The sequence below is a fragment of the Novosphingobium resinovorum genome (assembly GCF_027922145.1).
Taxonomy (GTDB): Bacteria; Pseudomonadota; Alphaproteobacteria; order Sphingomonadales; family Sphingomonadaceae; genus Novosphingobium; species Novosphingobium resinovorum.
In genome coordinates this window covers 44,615-60,680 of record NZ_BSFC01000018.1, presented here as the reverse complement: position 1 = coordinate 60,680, position 16,066 = coordinate 44,615, and the positions used below count along the sequence as shown (strand labels likewise).

Sequence of the window (16,066 nt, the reverse complement as noted above, 5' to 3'; positions counted from 1 at the left end):
GCGGGGCCGGGCTGAGCGCCGTCCCGAAAAATCGACTTCGGCAGCGGGCTGTTACATAGAACGGGCACAGATATACGGTAGCGCCCTAACCTGAAGGGAAACCTCCAAAATGAGGTTTTACTTCACTGCATCGATCCGACAGAGTTTGCCGTATGGTGCGGCAGGTGCCGACCAGGAACGCCCTTCCGATGCGGCGCTGGGAAGTCGGCCATACCAACACCTGTCGTTCTCCGCCCTTCGAGCAGGTCGTCGAAGCCGCTGACAACGGTGCCCTCCAAGGCTTCCTAAAGCCTCCCCCAATGGAAGCCAGTGATTGCCTGTAAAAACGCCTTTCCTAACGATCGAATATCGTGCAATTATGATCGATAGAAGGCGGGGTAATCAATCGTGCGGTGGAACTGGCAGCTAACAGACTGGCCGAATTTTGCCTATGATGCCGCACGCCTGCGGCCTTTGGAAGACCGCTTTCTCAAAGGTGCAGGCGTGGCCGTGGGCGCCATGACGCATCTGCCGGAAAGCGACCGCAACCGCCTTACCATCTCGCTTATCGCGCAAGAAGCAGTCGATAGCTCAGCCATCGAAGGCGAGATCCTCGACCGCGCCAGCGTGCAATCCTCGATCGCGAATTATCTGGGCATTGCCGCCGAACAGCGTCGTGCCAATGCCGCCGAAGCCGGCATCGCTGAGATGATGGCTGACCTTTATCGCGGCTATCGCGCCCCGCTCACCGATGACGCGCTATTTCAGTGGCATGCCATGCTAATGAACGGGCGGCGCGATCTGGTCGACATTGGCCGTTATCGTCGCCACGAAGATGCGATGCAGATCGTTTCGGGTGCGCTGCACGCGCCCAAAGTGCATTTCGAGGCACCGCCATCAGCGGTCGTGCCTGACCAAATGCGCGCCTTCGTTCGCTGGTTCAACACCAGCGGCCCCGATGGCGCGCAGCCGGTCAGCGTGTTGGCGCGGGCAGGTATCGCGCATCTCTGGTTTGAATCGATCCACCCGTTCGAGGATGGTAATGGCAGGATCGGTCGCGCTGTTGCCGAGAAGGCGCTAGCGCAATGGCTCGACGCCCCGGCGATTACCGCACTAGCCGAAATGATCCAGCGCGCGCGCAAAGCCTATTACCAGCAGCTCCAGCACGCAAGTCAATCGAACCAGATCGACGAATGGCTGACCTGGTTCGCCGAAATCGCATTGGCAGCCCAGCAGCGCACGATCGAGCGCGTCGAGTTCCTAATCGCCAAATCCCATTTGCTCGAACGCCTGCGCGGCAAGATCAACCCCCGCCAAGAAAAGGCGCTCCTGCGCATGTTCGCCGAAGGAGTAGATGGGTTCAAAGGAGGCCTCAGCGCCGCCAACTACCGCACGATCACGGACGCGCCTTCAGCCACTGCCACGCGCGACCTGACCGATCTGGTACAGATCGGTGCGCTAAGGAAACATGGCGAACTCAAGCACACCCGCTATTTTCTCGAGCTACCGACATGACCACGGTGCAAAGCTTCTTCATAGACATCGATTACGACCCGGAATGCCAGTGTCGGTATGTGGCCGAGACCAAATTGCCGGGCCTGATCTTGGAAAATATCAATCCTGGGCGCTTGGTAAGCCGATTACTTGATCGACAAATTTGGCCCGACCCCAAAAGGTTTGGATATTTCTGGACTGGCGTCAGTCGACCACATCGAACTATTAATCGCCGTAAGTAACATTTTCGGCAGGATGCGCAGGGGTAGTCGTGAATATTTTTGAACTCGATCGCGCATTAGTTGATCGCTACGCTTCGTTCGCCCGCTCTTTCTCCACTATCAAGGCGCCAGAAATCGATCAGCAGATCCGCGCTGTTTACGATGAAAAGAAATTCTGGCCCGACCCACTCGTAACGATCAATCCCCGTTACGAACCCGGCAAATCGATTGACGAGTTGGCATCAGAGGGCGTGATTGAGCCTGACCTCGTCTCGATATTCGCCGCTGGCCCCAACCGCATGCCAATCAGGTTACATCGGCATCAGCAACGTGCGGTTGCAAAAGCCCGCAATTCCGAGAGTTTTGTCGTCACGACTGGCACCGGCTCCGGCAAATCGCTCTGCTTTTTCGTACCCATCGTCGATGCCATAATCCGCGCAAAGAAGGCTGGCGAAGAGCCGCGCACAAGAGCGATCATCATCTACCCGATGAATGCCTTGGCAAATTCGCAACTCGGTGAGATCCGAAAATTCGTTGATGAGGCGGTGGCTGCCGGGTTGTCGGCCCATTTGAAACCAACGGTCGCCCGCTATACCGGTCAGGAGACTGACGAAGAACGTCAACAAATCTCGCGTGACAAGCCGGACATCTTGCTGACCAACTTCATGATGCTCGAGCTACTCATGACGCGGCAGGAACGGCTTGATCAGGCCGTGATTGCCAACGCCCAGGGTCTCGACTTCCTGGTCCTTGACGAGCTGCACACCTATCGCGGTCGTCAGGGTGCTGACGTTGCCATGCTGGTTCGCCGCGTGAAGCAACGCCTCACCCCGTCAAAGGATCTCATCTGCATCGGCACATCGGCCACGATGTCAAGCTCGGCCGATGAATTGGACAGAGCGAAGGCCGTAGCTGAAGTCGCGACGACGCTCTTCGGCCAACCGATCTCTCAATTCGGCGGGGTAATCGACGAAGATCTGGACCGCGCAACGTCCTATGCGATCAAGGCGGAGACCCTGATCGCACCACTGCGCCAAGCAGTGCTTCACCCTCTGCCGGCTGCCCTATCAAATGCCGAACTCGAAACCCATCCGCTCGCCTGCTGGATTGAGACGCAGGTCGGAATCGAAGAAGGGGAAAAGCGTCGACGGCGGTCGCCGATGACGATGCTCAAGGCCGCCGAGGGCCTCAGCGCCCAAATCGGATTGCCTGTCCCCGACTGTGAGCGAGCAATTGCCGCCATGCTTGCCATGATGGGTAAACGGGAAGACGAACGCGGCGGCACATCGGACCGTGCATTTCTGGCATTCAAATTGCACCGTTTCATTTCCGGTGCAGGCAAGGCCTATGCAACGCTTGAGCCTGCAGAGTGGCGACGGGTCAGCCTCGAAGGGCAAAAGTTTTTGCCCGAGGATGAGAACGCACGACTGTACCCTCTCTACTTCTGCCGGGAATGCGGCCAGGAACATCACAGCGTTTCGATTGCGAGCGTCGATGGCGAAAGGCGCGTCATTGCGCGCCCCATCGATGAGCCGACCAAGGATGAAGCCGAGCCTGATGGCACTGAAACCGGCTATCTGGTGCCTGCGGTCAACCTTGGCTTCAAATTCGGCGGTGCCACCGAAGATTACCCCGATGAATGGCAAGAGCAAACGGCATCTGGCGTGCTGCGGCTCAAATCCAACCATCGAAACAAGCACGAGGGGCGGCTTGTGCATGTCAGGCCTGACGGTAGCTTCGCCGACGACGGCGTTCCGGCCTGGTTCTTCTCGGGCCAGTACCGCTTTTGTCCTGAATGTGGGTATCAGCCTGCGCCACAGGCTCGAGAAATCAACAAGCTTGCTGGATTGTCGGCAGAGGGTCGCAGCTCGACGACAACACTGATCGTTGCGACCATTCTGGCCTGGATGGAGCAAGATAGCTCGCTCGCGCCATACACGCGCAAGCTGCTCGGTTTTACCGACAATCGCCAGGATGCCGCGCTTCAGGCTGGCCATTTCAACGACTTCATTTTCGTCACCTTGCTGCGTGCTGCCATCTTGCGCGCGGTCCGCGCCGCCGGGCCACAAGGGTTGAAGCCTGATCGCTTTGGTGAAGCTGTACGCCTTGCGCTCGGTTTCGATCTCGATGAGCCAAGCCGCCTCGCCGAATGGATGCTCGATCCCAAAGCGAAAGGGTATCAAAATCGCCAGGAGGCCCAGGAAACGCTGTCCGACATCCTTGCACACAGGCTTTGGGCCGACCTGCGTCGAGGCTGGAGGTATACCAATCCCAACCTTGAAGAGGTTGGCCTCATCGAGGCGCATTTCCCAGGCCTCGATGACCTGATTCATGACGACGAGGAATTCCGCTCATGCCCCCGGTTGGCGGAGGCGTCGCCAGATATCAGGCGGCAGTTGTTTGAGCGACTGTTCGACAATATGCGCCAAGGCCTTGCCGTTGCTACCGATGCGCTCGACCCGGGCAAGGTCCGCCAATCTGCCGAAGTCTCTCGCAATCGGCTCCGCTTGCCATGGGCCATTGACCGCGAAGAGGAGAAGAGTCTGAGGCAGGCCGGATTCCTGATGATCACGCCTCCTCGCAGCGGTACGATCAAGGCTACAGAGGCTGCGTTGATCCTGCGGGCAGGTCGTCAGAGCAAGCTTGGCAAGGAACTACGGCACACCCGCATCTGGAATGAGCAGGTTCCGGCCAGAGAATACGATGAGATGATCGAGACGCTGCTTCAAGCGGCTGAGGCTCATCAATTCGTTCGCCGGGTCAATGTCGGATATGAAGCGCCAGCCTGGCGGATGGCCCCGACCGCGATCCGCCTGCGCGAGGCAACTGCCCGGCGTGACGGCAAGCGCCAAAACCCATTTTTCCGCAGCCTCTATGAGCAAGTCGCGGAAATGCTGGGGCACAACGGTGATCTGCCCTACAGCTTTGAGGCGCGCGAACACACAGCGCAGGTCGATCAGGACGTCCGTTCGTGGCGCGAAGACCGCTTTCGTTACGAAGGTCCGGACCGCAAGCGCCTTGCCGACAATCATGAAGCAATGCGGCAAGAGGGCGAGCCCGACACCTTCCTGCCTGCGATGTTCTGCTCACCGACAATGGAACTCGGGGTAGATATCAGCGCGCTCAACGCGGTCTACCTTCGCAATGTGCCGCCAACGCCTGCCAACTATGCGCAGCGCGCTGGTCGTGCGGGCCGCAGTGGGCAAGCCGCGCTGGTGGTCATCTATTGCGCGTCGCAATCGCCGCATGATCAATATTACTTCAAGGATCAGCCCGCGCTCGTCGCGGGTGTGGTTCGGCCACCGGCGTTGGATCTTGCCAACCAGGATCTTTTGCGCAGCCATCTTCATGCTGAATGGCTGGCCGTAGCCACTGTCCCGCTCAAATCGTCGATCCCGGAAAACCTCGATATGGCCGGCGACGATAAGCCGGTTGCCCCGGAAATCGCGGCCGGACTGGCAGCAGTTGCCCAAAGCGGCGCTGCCCGCCCGATCATGCGCCGTTTGATTGGCTCGATGCTGTCGGCTGTCGACCTTAAGAACGCGCCCTGGCTCGCAGATGTCGATGCTTTCGTTGATCAGGTTGATCGGCAAGCGCTGTCCGAATTCAGTCATGCCTTCAAACGCTGGCGTGATCTGCATAGCAGCGCAAGGCGCGAACAGGATCTCGCTCACGCGATCCAGAACAAGGTCGGCCTGAAGGCTGGGGAACGCACCGCTGCGGCAACCCGCTACCGCAATGCTTCGCGCGAGCTCGAAATCCTTGAAACCGGGCGCGCCAGCAACGGCTCGGACTTCTACACCTATCGCTATCTCGCCACCGAAGGCTTCCTGCCGGGCTACAACTTCCCCCGCCTGCCGCTCTATGCCTTCATTCCGGCGACACGCAGCGCGGTTCTGCAGCGTCCCCGGTTCCTGGCCATCGCCGAGTTCGGCCCCAACAGCATGATCTACCACGAAGGCCGGGCCTTCCGTGTGACCAAGGCCAAGCTGCCCGCGCGCGATCGGCTCGACAACAATCAGCTGACCACATCGACGCTGATCCTCTGCCCGCAATGCGGTGCGGGCCATACCGACGAATTACAGGAACGCTGCCACGCCTGCGATACATCCCTGGGTGGCGCCGAGCGTTTGGATACGGTGCTGCGCATCGACAACGTAGAGACCGCGCCGGCAGAGCGCATCACCGCCAACGACGAAGACCGGCAGCGCCGCGGCTTTGAGATCCAGACGGTATTTCAATGGCCTATGCAGGCCGGCGAACCTGACATCCGCTCCTGCCTGCTCGTTGCCGATGGGCAGGAACTGCTGCGGCTTGACTATGGCGCGGCCACCAAACTGTCTCGGATCAACAAAGGTTTGCGCCGCCGCAAATCCAAATCGATCTTCGGCTTTTTCATCGATCCCAATACTGGCCGATGGTTGGCCGATCCATCAAATGGCGATGATGATGAAGGCATGGGCGATCCCACCCAGGCCAAGCCACAACGCATCGTGCCGATTGTAGAAGACCACAAGAACGCGATGCTCCTGCAACCCCGCGCCCCCTTGAATGTCGAGGATATGGCGACGCTCCAGCACGCGCTGATCCGGGGCATCCAGCTCGTTTTTGAACTGGAAGAGGGCGAAATCCTGGGCGAACCACTGCCTAATCGCGATTTGCGCAACGCCATTTTGCTATACGAAGCGACCGAGGGTGGCGCAGGCGTTCTCAACCGCCTGATTGCCGACCCTGCCAAGGTCGCCGAAGTGGCCGCCGAAGCCCTCAAGCTGATGCATTATCAGCCCCCGTTCGACGACGAAGAGCTGCATTCTACTGATGCCTGCGTGGCAGGCTGCTATCGCTGCATCCTCTCGTACTTCAACCAGCCCGACCACGAGATGATCGACCGTCGCCATCCTGGTATGCTCGGCTTCTTGCGCGCGCTTACCAATGCCACTGTCGGTGATATCGCTGCCGACAGTGGCGGCGATCCTTGGCTGCACGCCGTTCTGCGCTGGGGATTCCCAAAACCCACCACGCTGCGGCTGCCACAGGGCGAATTCTCGCTCTATTGGTCTGCTAAGGACGTTCTCGCCGTTCCCGGCGGTGCTTCAGACGAGATCAAGGCCGAAGCGGCATCGCTTGGAATTCTCGATGTGATCGATCTGCTCGCTTCGCCGGGAGATGAAGCCCCGGCCGCTTTGCGCACCGCCCTTGGAGTATCATAATGAACGCGGTTGTTTTTGCCCCCGGCGATATGGTGCGTGCGCGCGGGCGCGAATGGATTGTCCTGCCCTCGCCGGGTGAGGGAATGCTCAATGTGCGCCCCCTTTCGGGCAGCGACGACGATGCCCAGATCATCATTCCAGAGCTTGAATCGTCGCCCGTAGAGCCAGCCAGCTTCGCGGCCCCTACCGCAGACCGGCTCGATACGCAGGATGGTGCGAAATTGCTGGCAGACGCGCTGCGTTTGTCACTCCGGCGCGGCGCAGGCCCATTTCGCAGCGCCGCCCATCTGGGTGTCGAACCGCGCGCCTATCAGCTCGTCCCGTTGATGATGGCGCTCAAGCTGCATGTGGCGCGCCTGCTGATCGCGGACGACGTCGGTATCGGCAAGACCATCGAATCCGGCATGATTCTGCGCGAATGGCTCGATCGCGGGCTGGTCGATCGTTTTGCCGTGCTTTGCCCGCCGCATCTCGTCGATCAATGGGTCACCGAGCTGGCCGAAAAATTCGATATCGATGCCGTCGCAGTGACCGCGGCCAAGGCCCGAGGTCTGGAACGCGGCCTTCCCACGTCGCAAAGCCTGTTCGATGCCTATCCGTTTACGGTCGTGAGCCTCGATTACATAAAGGCCGACAGCCGTCGCGACGAATTCGCCCGAGCCTGCCCGCCATTTGTCATCGTCGATGAAGCCCATAGCTGTGTCGGCAACGAACGCGGCAAGCACCAGCGCTATGACTTGCTCGAGAGGATCGCCACCGATCCTGAACGCCATCTGCTGCTGCTGACGGCCACGCCGCACAGTGGCGACGTGGTCGCCTATGACCGCTTGCTTGGCTTGGTGCATAAAGAACTGGCGGGCGGCCCGAATGGTGGCGATGCCAATGCCCGGGAGCGTTATGCGCGCCGCCTAGCGCAGCATCTCATTCAGCGCCGCCGGCCAGATATTCAGGATGGCTGGGACGAGCAGCGCGCCTTTGCCAAACATGAAACCAAGGAATCGCCATTCACGCTCAACGGTGATTTCGCAGCATTTCAGGAAGAAGTGCTTGATTACTGCTTCACCGTCACCGAGCGAGCAGGCACGGATCAACGGCATCGCCGCCTGGCATTCTGGGGCACGTTGGCCCTGATGCGCTGTGTCGGGTCGTCTCCCGCTGCGGCTGTCAGCGCCCTGAGCAATCGATTGAGCGGCATGGCCGAAGAAGACGCCATTGAGCCGGTCGTTTTCGATGCCGAAGATGGCGTGCTTATCGAAAGCGATATCGAACCCGCTACCGCTATTGAAGACAGCGAAGAAACCGCCGCATTGCGCGCGCTGATCGAACGGGCACAATCGCTCGCATCGCGCACCGCACAGGACCCTAAGCTGAAACAACTTCTGGCCGAATTGCGGCCTTTGATGAAGGCCGGCGCCAAGCCGGTCATCTTCTGCCGCTTCATCGCTACGGCCGAGGCTTTGGGTGAAGTTCTGCGCGCAGAATTCTCCAAGGCGGCCCTGGCAGTGGTCACCGGCACCCTCGCCCCCGATGAGCGCCGCAATCGGGTCGAAGCGCTCGACGTTTCCGACAATCGCATCCTCGTAGCCACCGACTGCCTGTCTGAGGGCATCAACCTGCAAAGCTTGTTCGACACGGTCATTCATTACGATCTGAGCTGGAATCCAACCCGACATCAGCAACGTGAAGGTCGTGTCGATCGCTTTGGACAACAGGCGCCAATCGTTCGCTCCTTGATGATGTATGGCGAAAACAGCGCCATCGATGGTGCGGTGCTCGATGTAATCCTGCGCAAGGCCGACGAAATCCGCAAAGCCACAGGCGTGGCAGTGCCAATGCCCGAAGATCAGGAAAGCGTGACGTCCGCCTTGATGCAGGCCGTGATGCTGCGCCGGGGCGGTAATGCCAAAAGCCAGCTCACCTTCGATTTCGGCCCCGCTGCCCAGCGATTTGAACGGCAATGGCGCGACACCGCCGAAAACGCAAAGGCAAGCCGGTCGCGTTATGCCCAAGGCGCACTGAAGCCGGACGAAGTCCTGCCCGAATGGAACAAAATGCGCGCACTGAATGGCGGCCCCACCGAAGTCGCCCGGTTTACCGAGCGCGCCCTTCAGCGCCTCGGCGCGCCCCTGGAAAAGCTGGCCGATCATGCGCGCTTGCATATCGATTTCCTGCCCGATGCGATGCGCGACAGGTTGGGGCAGCGCGGTCTCAAAGGCACGCGCCGGATCAGCTTCCTCGATGATCCAAACCCCGGTGTCACCCATGTCGGCCGGGTTCATCCCGCGGTCGCGATTATGGCCGAAACGCTGGCCGAAGGCGCGCTCGACCCGCAAGCCGCCGAAGGCAAGGCCCTTGGCCGTGCGGGTGTCTGGCGCACCCGCGCTGTTGCCCAGATGACGACGCTACTTTTGCTGCGGCTGCGCTACCAGCTTGTGACCAGCGGACGCACCAACCGCCTGCTGCTGGCTGAAGAAGCGACCGCCGTTGCCTTTGCCGGACTGGGTACGGAGCCCGTAGCCTTCGCCGATCAAGCCCTGGCCTTGCTGGAACAAGCCGCATCCAGCGACATCGATACCGATGCAAGGCTGCGCCAGATCGACAATGCTCACAGCCGATTGCCCAGTTACACCAGTGCGATCGAAGCCTTTGCGCAAACCCGCGCCGAGGCTTTGTCCTACGATCATATCCGCCTGACCGAGGCGGCGGGCGGTGGTGCGACAGTAAAGGTCAACCCGGTCCTTCCGGCCGACATTATCGGCCTCTATGTCTTGCTTCCGGAGTTGAACTGATGTCTCGCGCCGCCAAACGCAGCGCCGATCTGGGCCTTGCCGCCATCACCATCGAAGGGGGCCTGATTTCCCCCGATCAGGTGCAGGCCATCGCCTCCGCTGCGCCCGACGTCAAAATGGCTGCCGACTATGGCTGCCCCAAGGGCACCAATCTGCGCGATGAAATCACGCGCTATTTCCGCATTGCTCAGGCGCATTGGCAGACGTTCAATCGCCTTGCTGATCCCACCACGACTCAGACCGCAACCTTCGCCAAAGGCTTGCTGGAGCAGGCTTTTGGCTTTGCCCTGACCGGCCCGCACGTTCACCATCGCGAGGATCGCCGCTTCACCATCGCCTGGGAAGCCAAGGGCGGTCGTGTGCCCATCGTGGTCGCGCCTCCCGCGCCGCTAGTCAAAGGTGTGCCGGGTGATGGCTTCGCCCGCGCGCTGCCGGAATTTGGCGATGGCGAAAGCGGGCGCATCCATCGCCGGTCACCCACCGTGCTTCTGCAAGACTGGCTCAATGCCAACGATGCTGCCCTGTGGGGCCTGGTATTCGCGGGCGACCGCTTGCGCCTGATGCGCGACAACGCCAGCCTGACCCGCCCGGCATGGATTGAGGTCGACCTTGCCGCGATCTTCCGCGACGACATGTTCGCCGACTTCACGGCGCTGTGGCTGCTGATCCACGCCTCACGCTTTGGCGCGGAAGGGGCAGACCAAAGCGACAGCTCGCTCGAACGCTGGCGCGAGGCCGGTATGCGTGCTGGCACAGCCGCGCGTGATCGCCTGCGTGTGAACGTGGAGGACGCCTTGCTAGCGCTGGGCCAAGGCCTTCTCAAAGCTAACCCAGCCATCCGCACACGGCTCGACAGCAACGAACTGCCCTTGCCACACCTGTTTGAGCAGATGCTGCGCGTCGTCTATCGGATGATCTTCCTCGCCGTGGCCGAAGACCGCGACTTGCTGCATCCGCCCGCCACGCCAAAGGCAACGCGCGACCTTTATGCTGCCAACTATGGCTTTGCCCATCTACGCGACCGCTCGATCAAGCGCCACGCCCACGACCACCATTACGATGCATGGGAAGGCGCCAAGGTCGTATTTCGCGCGATGGTCCAAGGCGAGCCGCGGTTGGGCTTGCCCGCATTGGGCGGGCTGTTCGATCAAGGCCTAACCCCCGATCTCGATACCGCGGAGATCCCCAACCGCGCCTTTCTCACCGCCGCCTACAAGCTTGCGTGGTTGATCGATGACAGCCGCCGTGTCCGCATCAACTGGCGCGACATGGCGACCGAGGAACTGGGCAGCGTCTACGAAGGCCTGCTCGAACTCGTGCCCATGCGCGAGGATGCCGGGCACACCTTCAGCTTCGCTGGCGGTGCGGAAGCGCGAGGCAATGCCCGCAAGACGTCTGGCAGCTACTACACACCCGATACTCTGGTGCAGTGTCTGCTCGACAGCGCGCTTGATCCTGTGCTCGACCGTGCCGAGGCCAAAGGCGGCGTTGATGCCATCCTTGATCTCAACATCATTGATCCGGCCTGCGGATCGGGTCACTTCCTGCTTGGCGCGGCGCGCCGGGTGGCGAACCGGTTGGCCCAACTGCGAAACCCTGATGCGCCGGATTACAACGCCGCCATGCGCGATGTGGTGCGGAACTGCATTCACGGCGTGGACCGCAACCCGATGGCGGTGGAACTCGCCAAGGTGGCGCTGTGGATCGAGACGGTGGAACCGGGCAAGCCTTTGGGCTTCCTCGATGCCAACTTGCAGTGCGGCGATAGCCTGCTGGGTGTGTTCGACCTTGCCGCGCTAGAAGAGGGCATTCCCGACGATGCCTACAAACCGCTGACCGGCGACGACAAAGAAACCGCCAAACACTTTGCCAAGCGCAACAAGGCCGAAAAAGCCGGACAAGGCATGTTCGATTTCGGCCTTGGCGGCGGTGGCCTGCCTCCGGCCAGACTGGCCGCGCAGATGGACGATTTGCGCCACCTGCCTGAAGATACCGTGGCACAAATCAAGGCCAAACGGGAGAAGTTCCTCGCATGGGCCAACGACCCGCGCCGCTATGCCACCAAGGTGGCCTGCGATCTTTATGTCGCGGCCTTCCTGCTGCCCAAGACTGGCGGCGTGCCCACCAGCAGCGGCAATGCGATGATCCCCACCACCGGCCATTTGCGCACGCGCATGGGCGGCGGCAACATCTATGACCCGCTGGAAGGCGCAGCGGTCAATGCGGCCGAATTGACCCGCGCGTTCCATTGGCCCCTGGCCTTTCCCGAGGTGATCATTGCACGCGGCGGGTTTGATGTGGTGCTGGGCAATCCGCCGTGGGAGCGGATCAAGCTTCAAGAGCAGGAGTTTTTTGCGAGCCGCGATCTCGAAATTGCCAGTGCGCCCAATGCGGCGGCGCGTGGAGCAATGATCAAGGCGCTGGCGACCGCCCAGCACGATACGCCCGCCTATGCTTTGCACAAAGCATTTGAGACCGCCAAGCGCGTTGCCGAGGCATCTTCGATATTCTGCACTTCGCCAAGAGATCAGGATCCGACTAAGATCGATCCAGCAAAGGTCGGCAAGGCGCGGCGCTTTCCATGGACTGGGCGTGGCGACGTAAATACTTACGCACTATTTACTGAGCATTTCCTGAACCTTACGCGAGCGAGCGGGCGGGCGGGGGTAATTGCACCCACCGGCATTGCAACCGACGCTACTACAGCGCCATTCTTCGGGCATCTTACAGCAAAGAAGAGAATTATTTCTCTATATAGCGCCTATGAAGTTCGCCAGTGGTTCAAGGGAACAGATGATCGCAAGTCGTTTTGCTTACTGACGATCGGATTTGCAGATGTAAGTCCAAATTTCGTATTTTCGTTCCGGGCACTCTCTGAAATCAACGTCCCTGAACGCCGATTTTCTCTGGACCCTGACCAGATCGCCCGAATAAATCCCAACACTAAGACGGCTCCCGTTTTCCGCTCGCAACAAGACGCAGCACTCACCGCTTCCATTTATGAACGCGTGCCGGTGCTGATAAACGATGCGATGGGCATGCAAGGCAATCCGTGGGAAGTGTCGTTTCTGACAATGTTCCACATGTCGAACGACAGTAGCCTTTTCCGTACTGCCGCGCAGCTTACCGCTGACGGGTGGGTGCGTGAAGGTATGGATTGGGTGAAGGCCACCGCCCGTATGGTGCCACTCTACGAAGCCAAAATGATCCATCACTTTGACCATCGTTGGGCAACATATGACGGCATCGAAGTCCGAGACACTAGCGTCGCCGAAAAGCGGCGTATCGAATACGAGGTAACGCCCAGATATTGGATTGACCGAGTTTCTGTCGCAGATCGGTATGAGGTCGACAAAGCATGCAGCAGCGCTTTGATGGGTTGGCGAGACATTAGCCTTTCATCTGTTGAAAGGACCGTGATAGCCACATGGATGCCTATTGTCGGCGCCAACCATAAATTGCCATTGCTCCGAACCAAGAAATCAGTTGAACTTCAATCAGCATTGCTCGCAAATTTAATTTGTATGGTTCATGATTTTGTTGCGCGCCAGAAACTTAGCGGGAGTTCGTTGACCTATTTTTACCTCAAACAATTCCCTATCCTCCCACCCAGCGCTTACAGTGAGACCGATATCGCCTACATCGTTCCGCGCGTGCTGGAACTGACCTACACCAGCCATTCCATGGCTCCCATCGCCCGCGATCTGGGCTATGAAGGGGCACCATTTGCATGGGACGAAGACCGCCGCGCCGAACTGCGCGCCGAACTCGATGCTTGGTACGCGCTGGCTTATGGCCTTACGCGCGACGAACTGCGCTATGTGCTCGATCCCAAGGACGTGATGGGCCCCGATTACCCCAGCGAAACCTTTCGCGTCTTGCGAAACAACGAGATCAGGAAGTACGGCGAATACCGCACCCAACGCCTCGTTCTCACTGCTTATGACCAATTGGCCGCTGCAGCCCCGGATGTCAGCACGGTGTCGGATGGTGCATGGGATCACCGTGTCGGCACCGCAATCGATGTCCGGCACATCTTCGCAGCAATTATGAAAAAGACGGTCGGCCCGGTCGCCCCGCTCGACGTTCGGCTTACCGCCTTGTTCGCAGCCAAGCCGCACCTGCTGATGCACTATCTGACTCCAGATATGCAGGCGCAGTGGCAGCGGCTTGTTGGAGATCAGGTAAACCTGCAAGCGACTCCCAACGTCGCAGTCTTCAGTGCTGCCTCGTCGCAGGCTTTCCGTGATGCTGTTGATCAACTCCGCGCCGAGCGCTCGATCCTCTACAACGCGCAAAGCCGCATGTGGGATCGGGGCGCCGAAATCTACCATTACGCCCCTCTGGCCTGGGCCGACGGGCGCGCCGCCTTCGCGCTTCATGCGATGCGCAATATCGTAACCCAGAACGCAATCGCCGCCTTGCCGCAGGAAGAAAGGGAATGGATTGCCGCAGCAGCCTGATCTCCTCGCCATCTCTATCGATGATGTCCAACCCGCCGCTGGAAAAGGCGGCCCGCGCCTATGGGTGCGGCGCCTGGTCATTTGGCGCGGCGTGGGTGATCCGATCCGCGCTGTAACGCTTAGGCCGGGGCTGAACATCATCTGGTCACCAGATTCGGGCACGGAAAACGAGGCGATGGGACATGGAGGCGGTAAAACCAGCTTTTGCCGCCTATTGCGTTACTGCCTCGGCGAAAACAGCTTTGGCTCGCACGCGCTGCGAGAGGTGGTCGCTCGCAAGATCCCCGATGGTTATGTCGGGGCTGAGGTCGTTCTTGATGGAGAGGCATGGGTCGTACTCCGCCCAATTGGTGTCGATAACCGTCACTACTGCGCCAAGGGTGAGGTGCTCGAAGCTGCATTCGGCAGGGAAATGCCCCATACTGGACTCGGTGCTCTGTGCGACGCGATCACTCAGGCGTTCATGCCAGAGGCTGCGAGCCGCATGCCCTTGGCGAACCCTGTCGAAGAGGCATGGGAAGTTGCGCTGGCGTGGCTGACCCGTGACCAGGAGTGTCGGCTGCTTTCGGCGCTCGAATGGCGATCGGCACAAACCGAGTCCCACTCTGCTTCACGTCAGCGGCAATTGTCGCAGGCGGATCGGCTTGTGATTGTCAGGTTGCTCGTCAATGCCTTGTCAGCGGGTGAAATGGAGGCCTCACGCTTAGCCGAAGAGTGCTCCGTCAAAATTGAACAGACAAGGCGGCAGCGCCGACGTTTGCAGCATCTCGTCGAGGATATGCAGGAGGACCTATCCCAGAAATTTGGCGCATCGGACGCACAGGCCGATTTTTGGAAAGCTCAAGCGGCCGAGGCCGTTGTGCAGGCAGAGGCAGCAGCAGATCCGCAACTCTATGAGAGGCTCACCAAAGCTCGGGAAGACAAGGATGGAGCTGAAAGGGCGCTGACCCAGCTCGGGAACCAGTTAGCTGGTTTAAACGCAGATCTCGCTACCAAGACGGAACTGCGGAAGACCATCGATAACAACTCTGCGAAAGCCCACACCCACGTCTACGATGCTCAAAACCCAGTCTGCAAGACGTGCGGCACGCGGATGGACCAGAAAGCCTTGGATTTTGTCCGGGAGCGGGAACAGGAACGAGATGACCTTATCGGCAAAATCGCCGAGATCGCAGGCGACATAGGGGCTTTGGAATCAAATATCTCAGCGGTGAAGTATCAGATTGCTGCCGCCCAACAGGCGGCTAAGCCGCTTGCTGAGGCTGTCATAGCGCTGGAGAGGGCGCTGGTCGACCAATCAAAGCGCCTGTCTGCGGCCAAGGGCGACATCACCATGAGCACGCGCTACGCTACCCATTTGGGCGAGCTGAAAACCAGCACTAATACCATTGAACAATTGGTCCAGCTCCAGAGCACACACCTCAATGCAGCATCAGAACATCGCGTGGCAGCGCTGCAGAATGTAGACCGCCTTTCGCTCCTGTTCGACGCGGTCCTAAAATTCCTGATCCCGGAAACGGCGAACGGTAAAATCGACCTTGAGCAGAACGAGTTGAATCTCCGCTTTCAAATGGGGGGAGATCGCTCAACAGCGGCTGTGGACTCTCTGAAGATCGTCGCGTTCGATCTTGCCACGCTGCTTCTCACAATCGAGGGGCGCACCCAGCTTCCGGCCTTCCTCATCCATGATAGCCCGCGCGAAGCGGACTTGGGCCTGTCGATCTACAACAGGCTGTTCACGATGAGCCAGAAACTGGAAGAGATCGGCGGAACTCCCCTCTTCCAATACATCGTCACCACCACGACCGCACCACCGGAGGCATTCCAGAAGGAACCCTGGCAACGCTTGGAGCTTCACGGCGCGCCTGCTGACAAGCGCGTGTTCGGGATGGATTTCTGATCTTTTAATC

General features: G+C 59.7%; 5 protein-coding genes. All 5 read left to right on the top strand.

The window, feature by feature from the left end:
• Nucleotides 1-387: 387 nt before the first annotated feature.
• The 5 genes from PKE80_RS10010 to PKE80_RS09990 all read left to right on the top strand — a co-directional run bounded on the left by PKE80_RS10010 (nt 388) and on the right by PKE80_RS09990 (nt 16,056).
• Nucleotides 388-1,494, top strand: a complete 1,107-nt coding sequence (locus tag PKE80_RS10010) for a Fic family protein (protein ID WP_271182360.1) — start codon at nt 388-390, stop codon at nt 1,492-1,494.
• Nucleotides 1,495-1,744: 250 nt separating this feature from the next.
• Nucleotides 1,745-6,904 (top strand): DEAD/DEAH box helicase family protein, encoded by a 5,160-nt coding sequence (locus tag PKE80_RS10005; protein WP_271182359.1) that lies wholly within the window; start codon nt 1,745-1,747, stop codon nt 6,902-6,904.
• Nucleotides 6,904-9,693 carry a DEAD/DEAH box helicase gene (locus PKE80_RS10000; protein WP_271182358.1) on the top strand — a complete coding sequence of 930 codons (2,790 nt, stop codon included), beginning with the start codon at nt 6,904-6,906 and terminating at the stop codon, nt 9,691-9,693. Before PKE80_RS10005 ends, PKE80_RS10000 begins: the two co-directional genes overlap by 1 nt.
• Nucleotides 9,693-14,156: an Eco57I restriction-modification methylase domain-containing protein gene (locus PKE80_RS09995; protein WP_271182357.1), complete on the top strand. Its 4,464-nt coding sequence runs from the start codon at nt 9,693-9,695 to the stop codon at nt 14,154-14,156. The genes PKE80_RS10000 and PKE80_RS09995 overlap by 1 nt, the downstream gene beginning before the upstream one ends.
• A complete protein-coding gene (locus PKE80_RS09990) occupies nt 14,140-16,056 on the top strand; it encodes a hypothetical protein (protein WP_271182356.1) in 1,917 nt (638 codons plus the stop codon). Before PKE80_RS09995 ends, PKE80_RS09990 begins: the two co-directional genes overlap by 17 nt.
• Nucleotides 16,057-16,066: the final 10 nt, after the last annotated feature.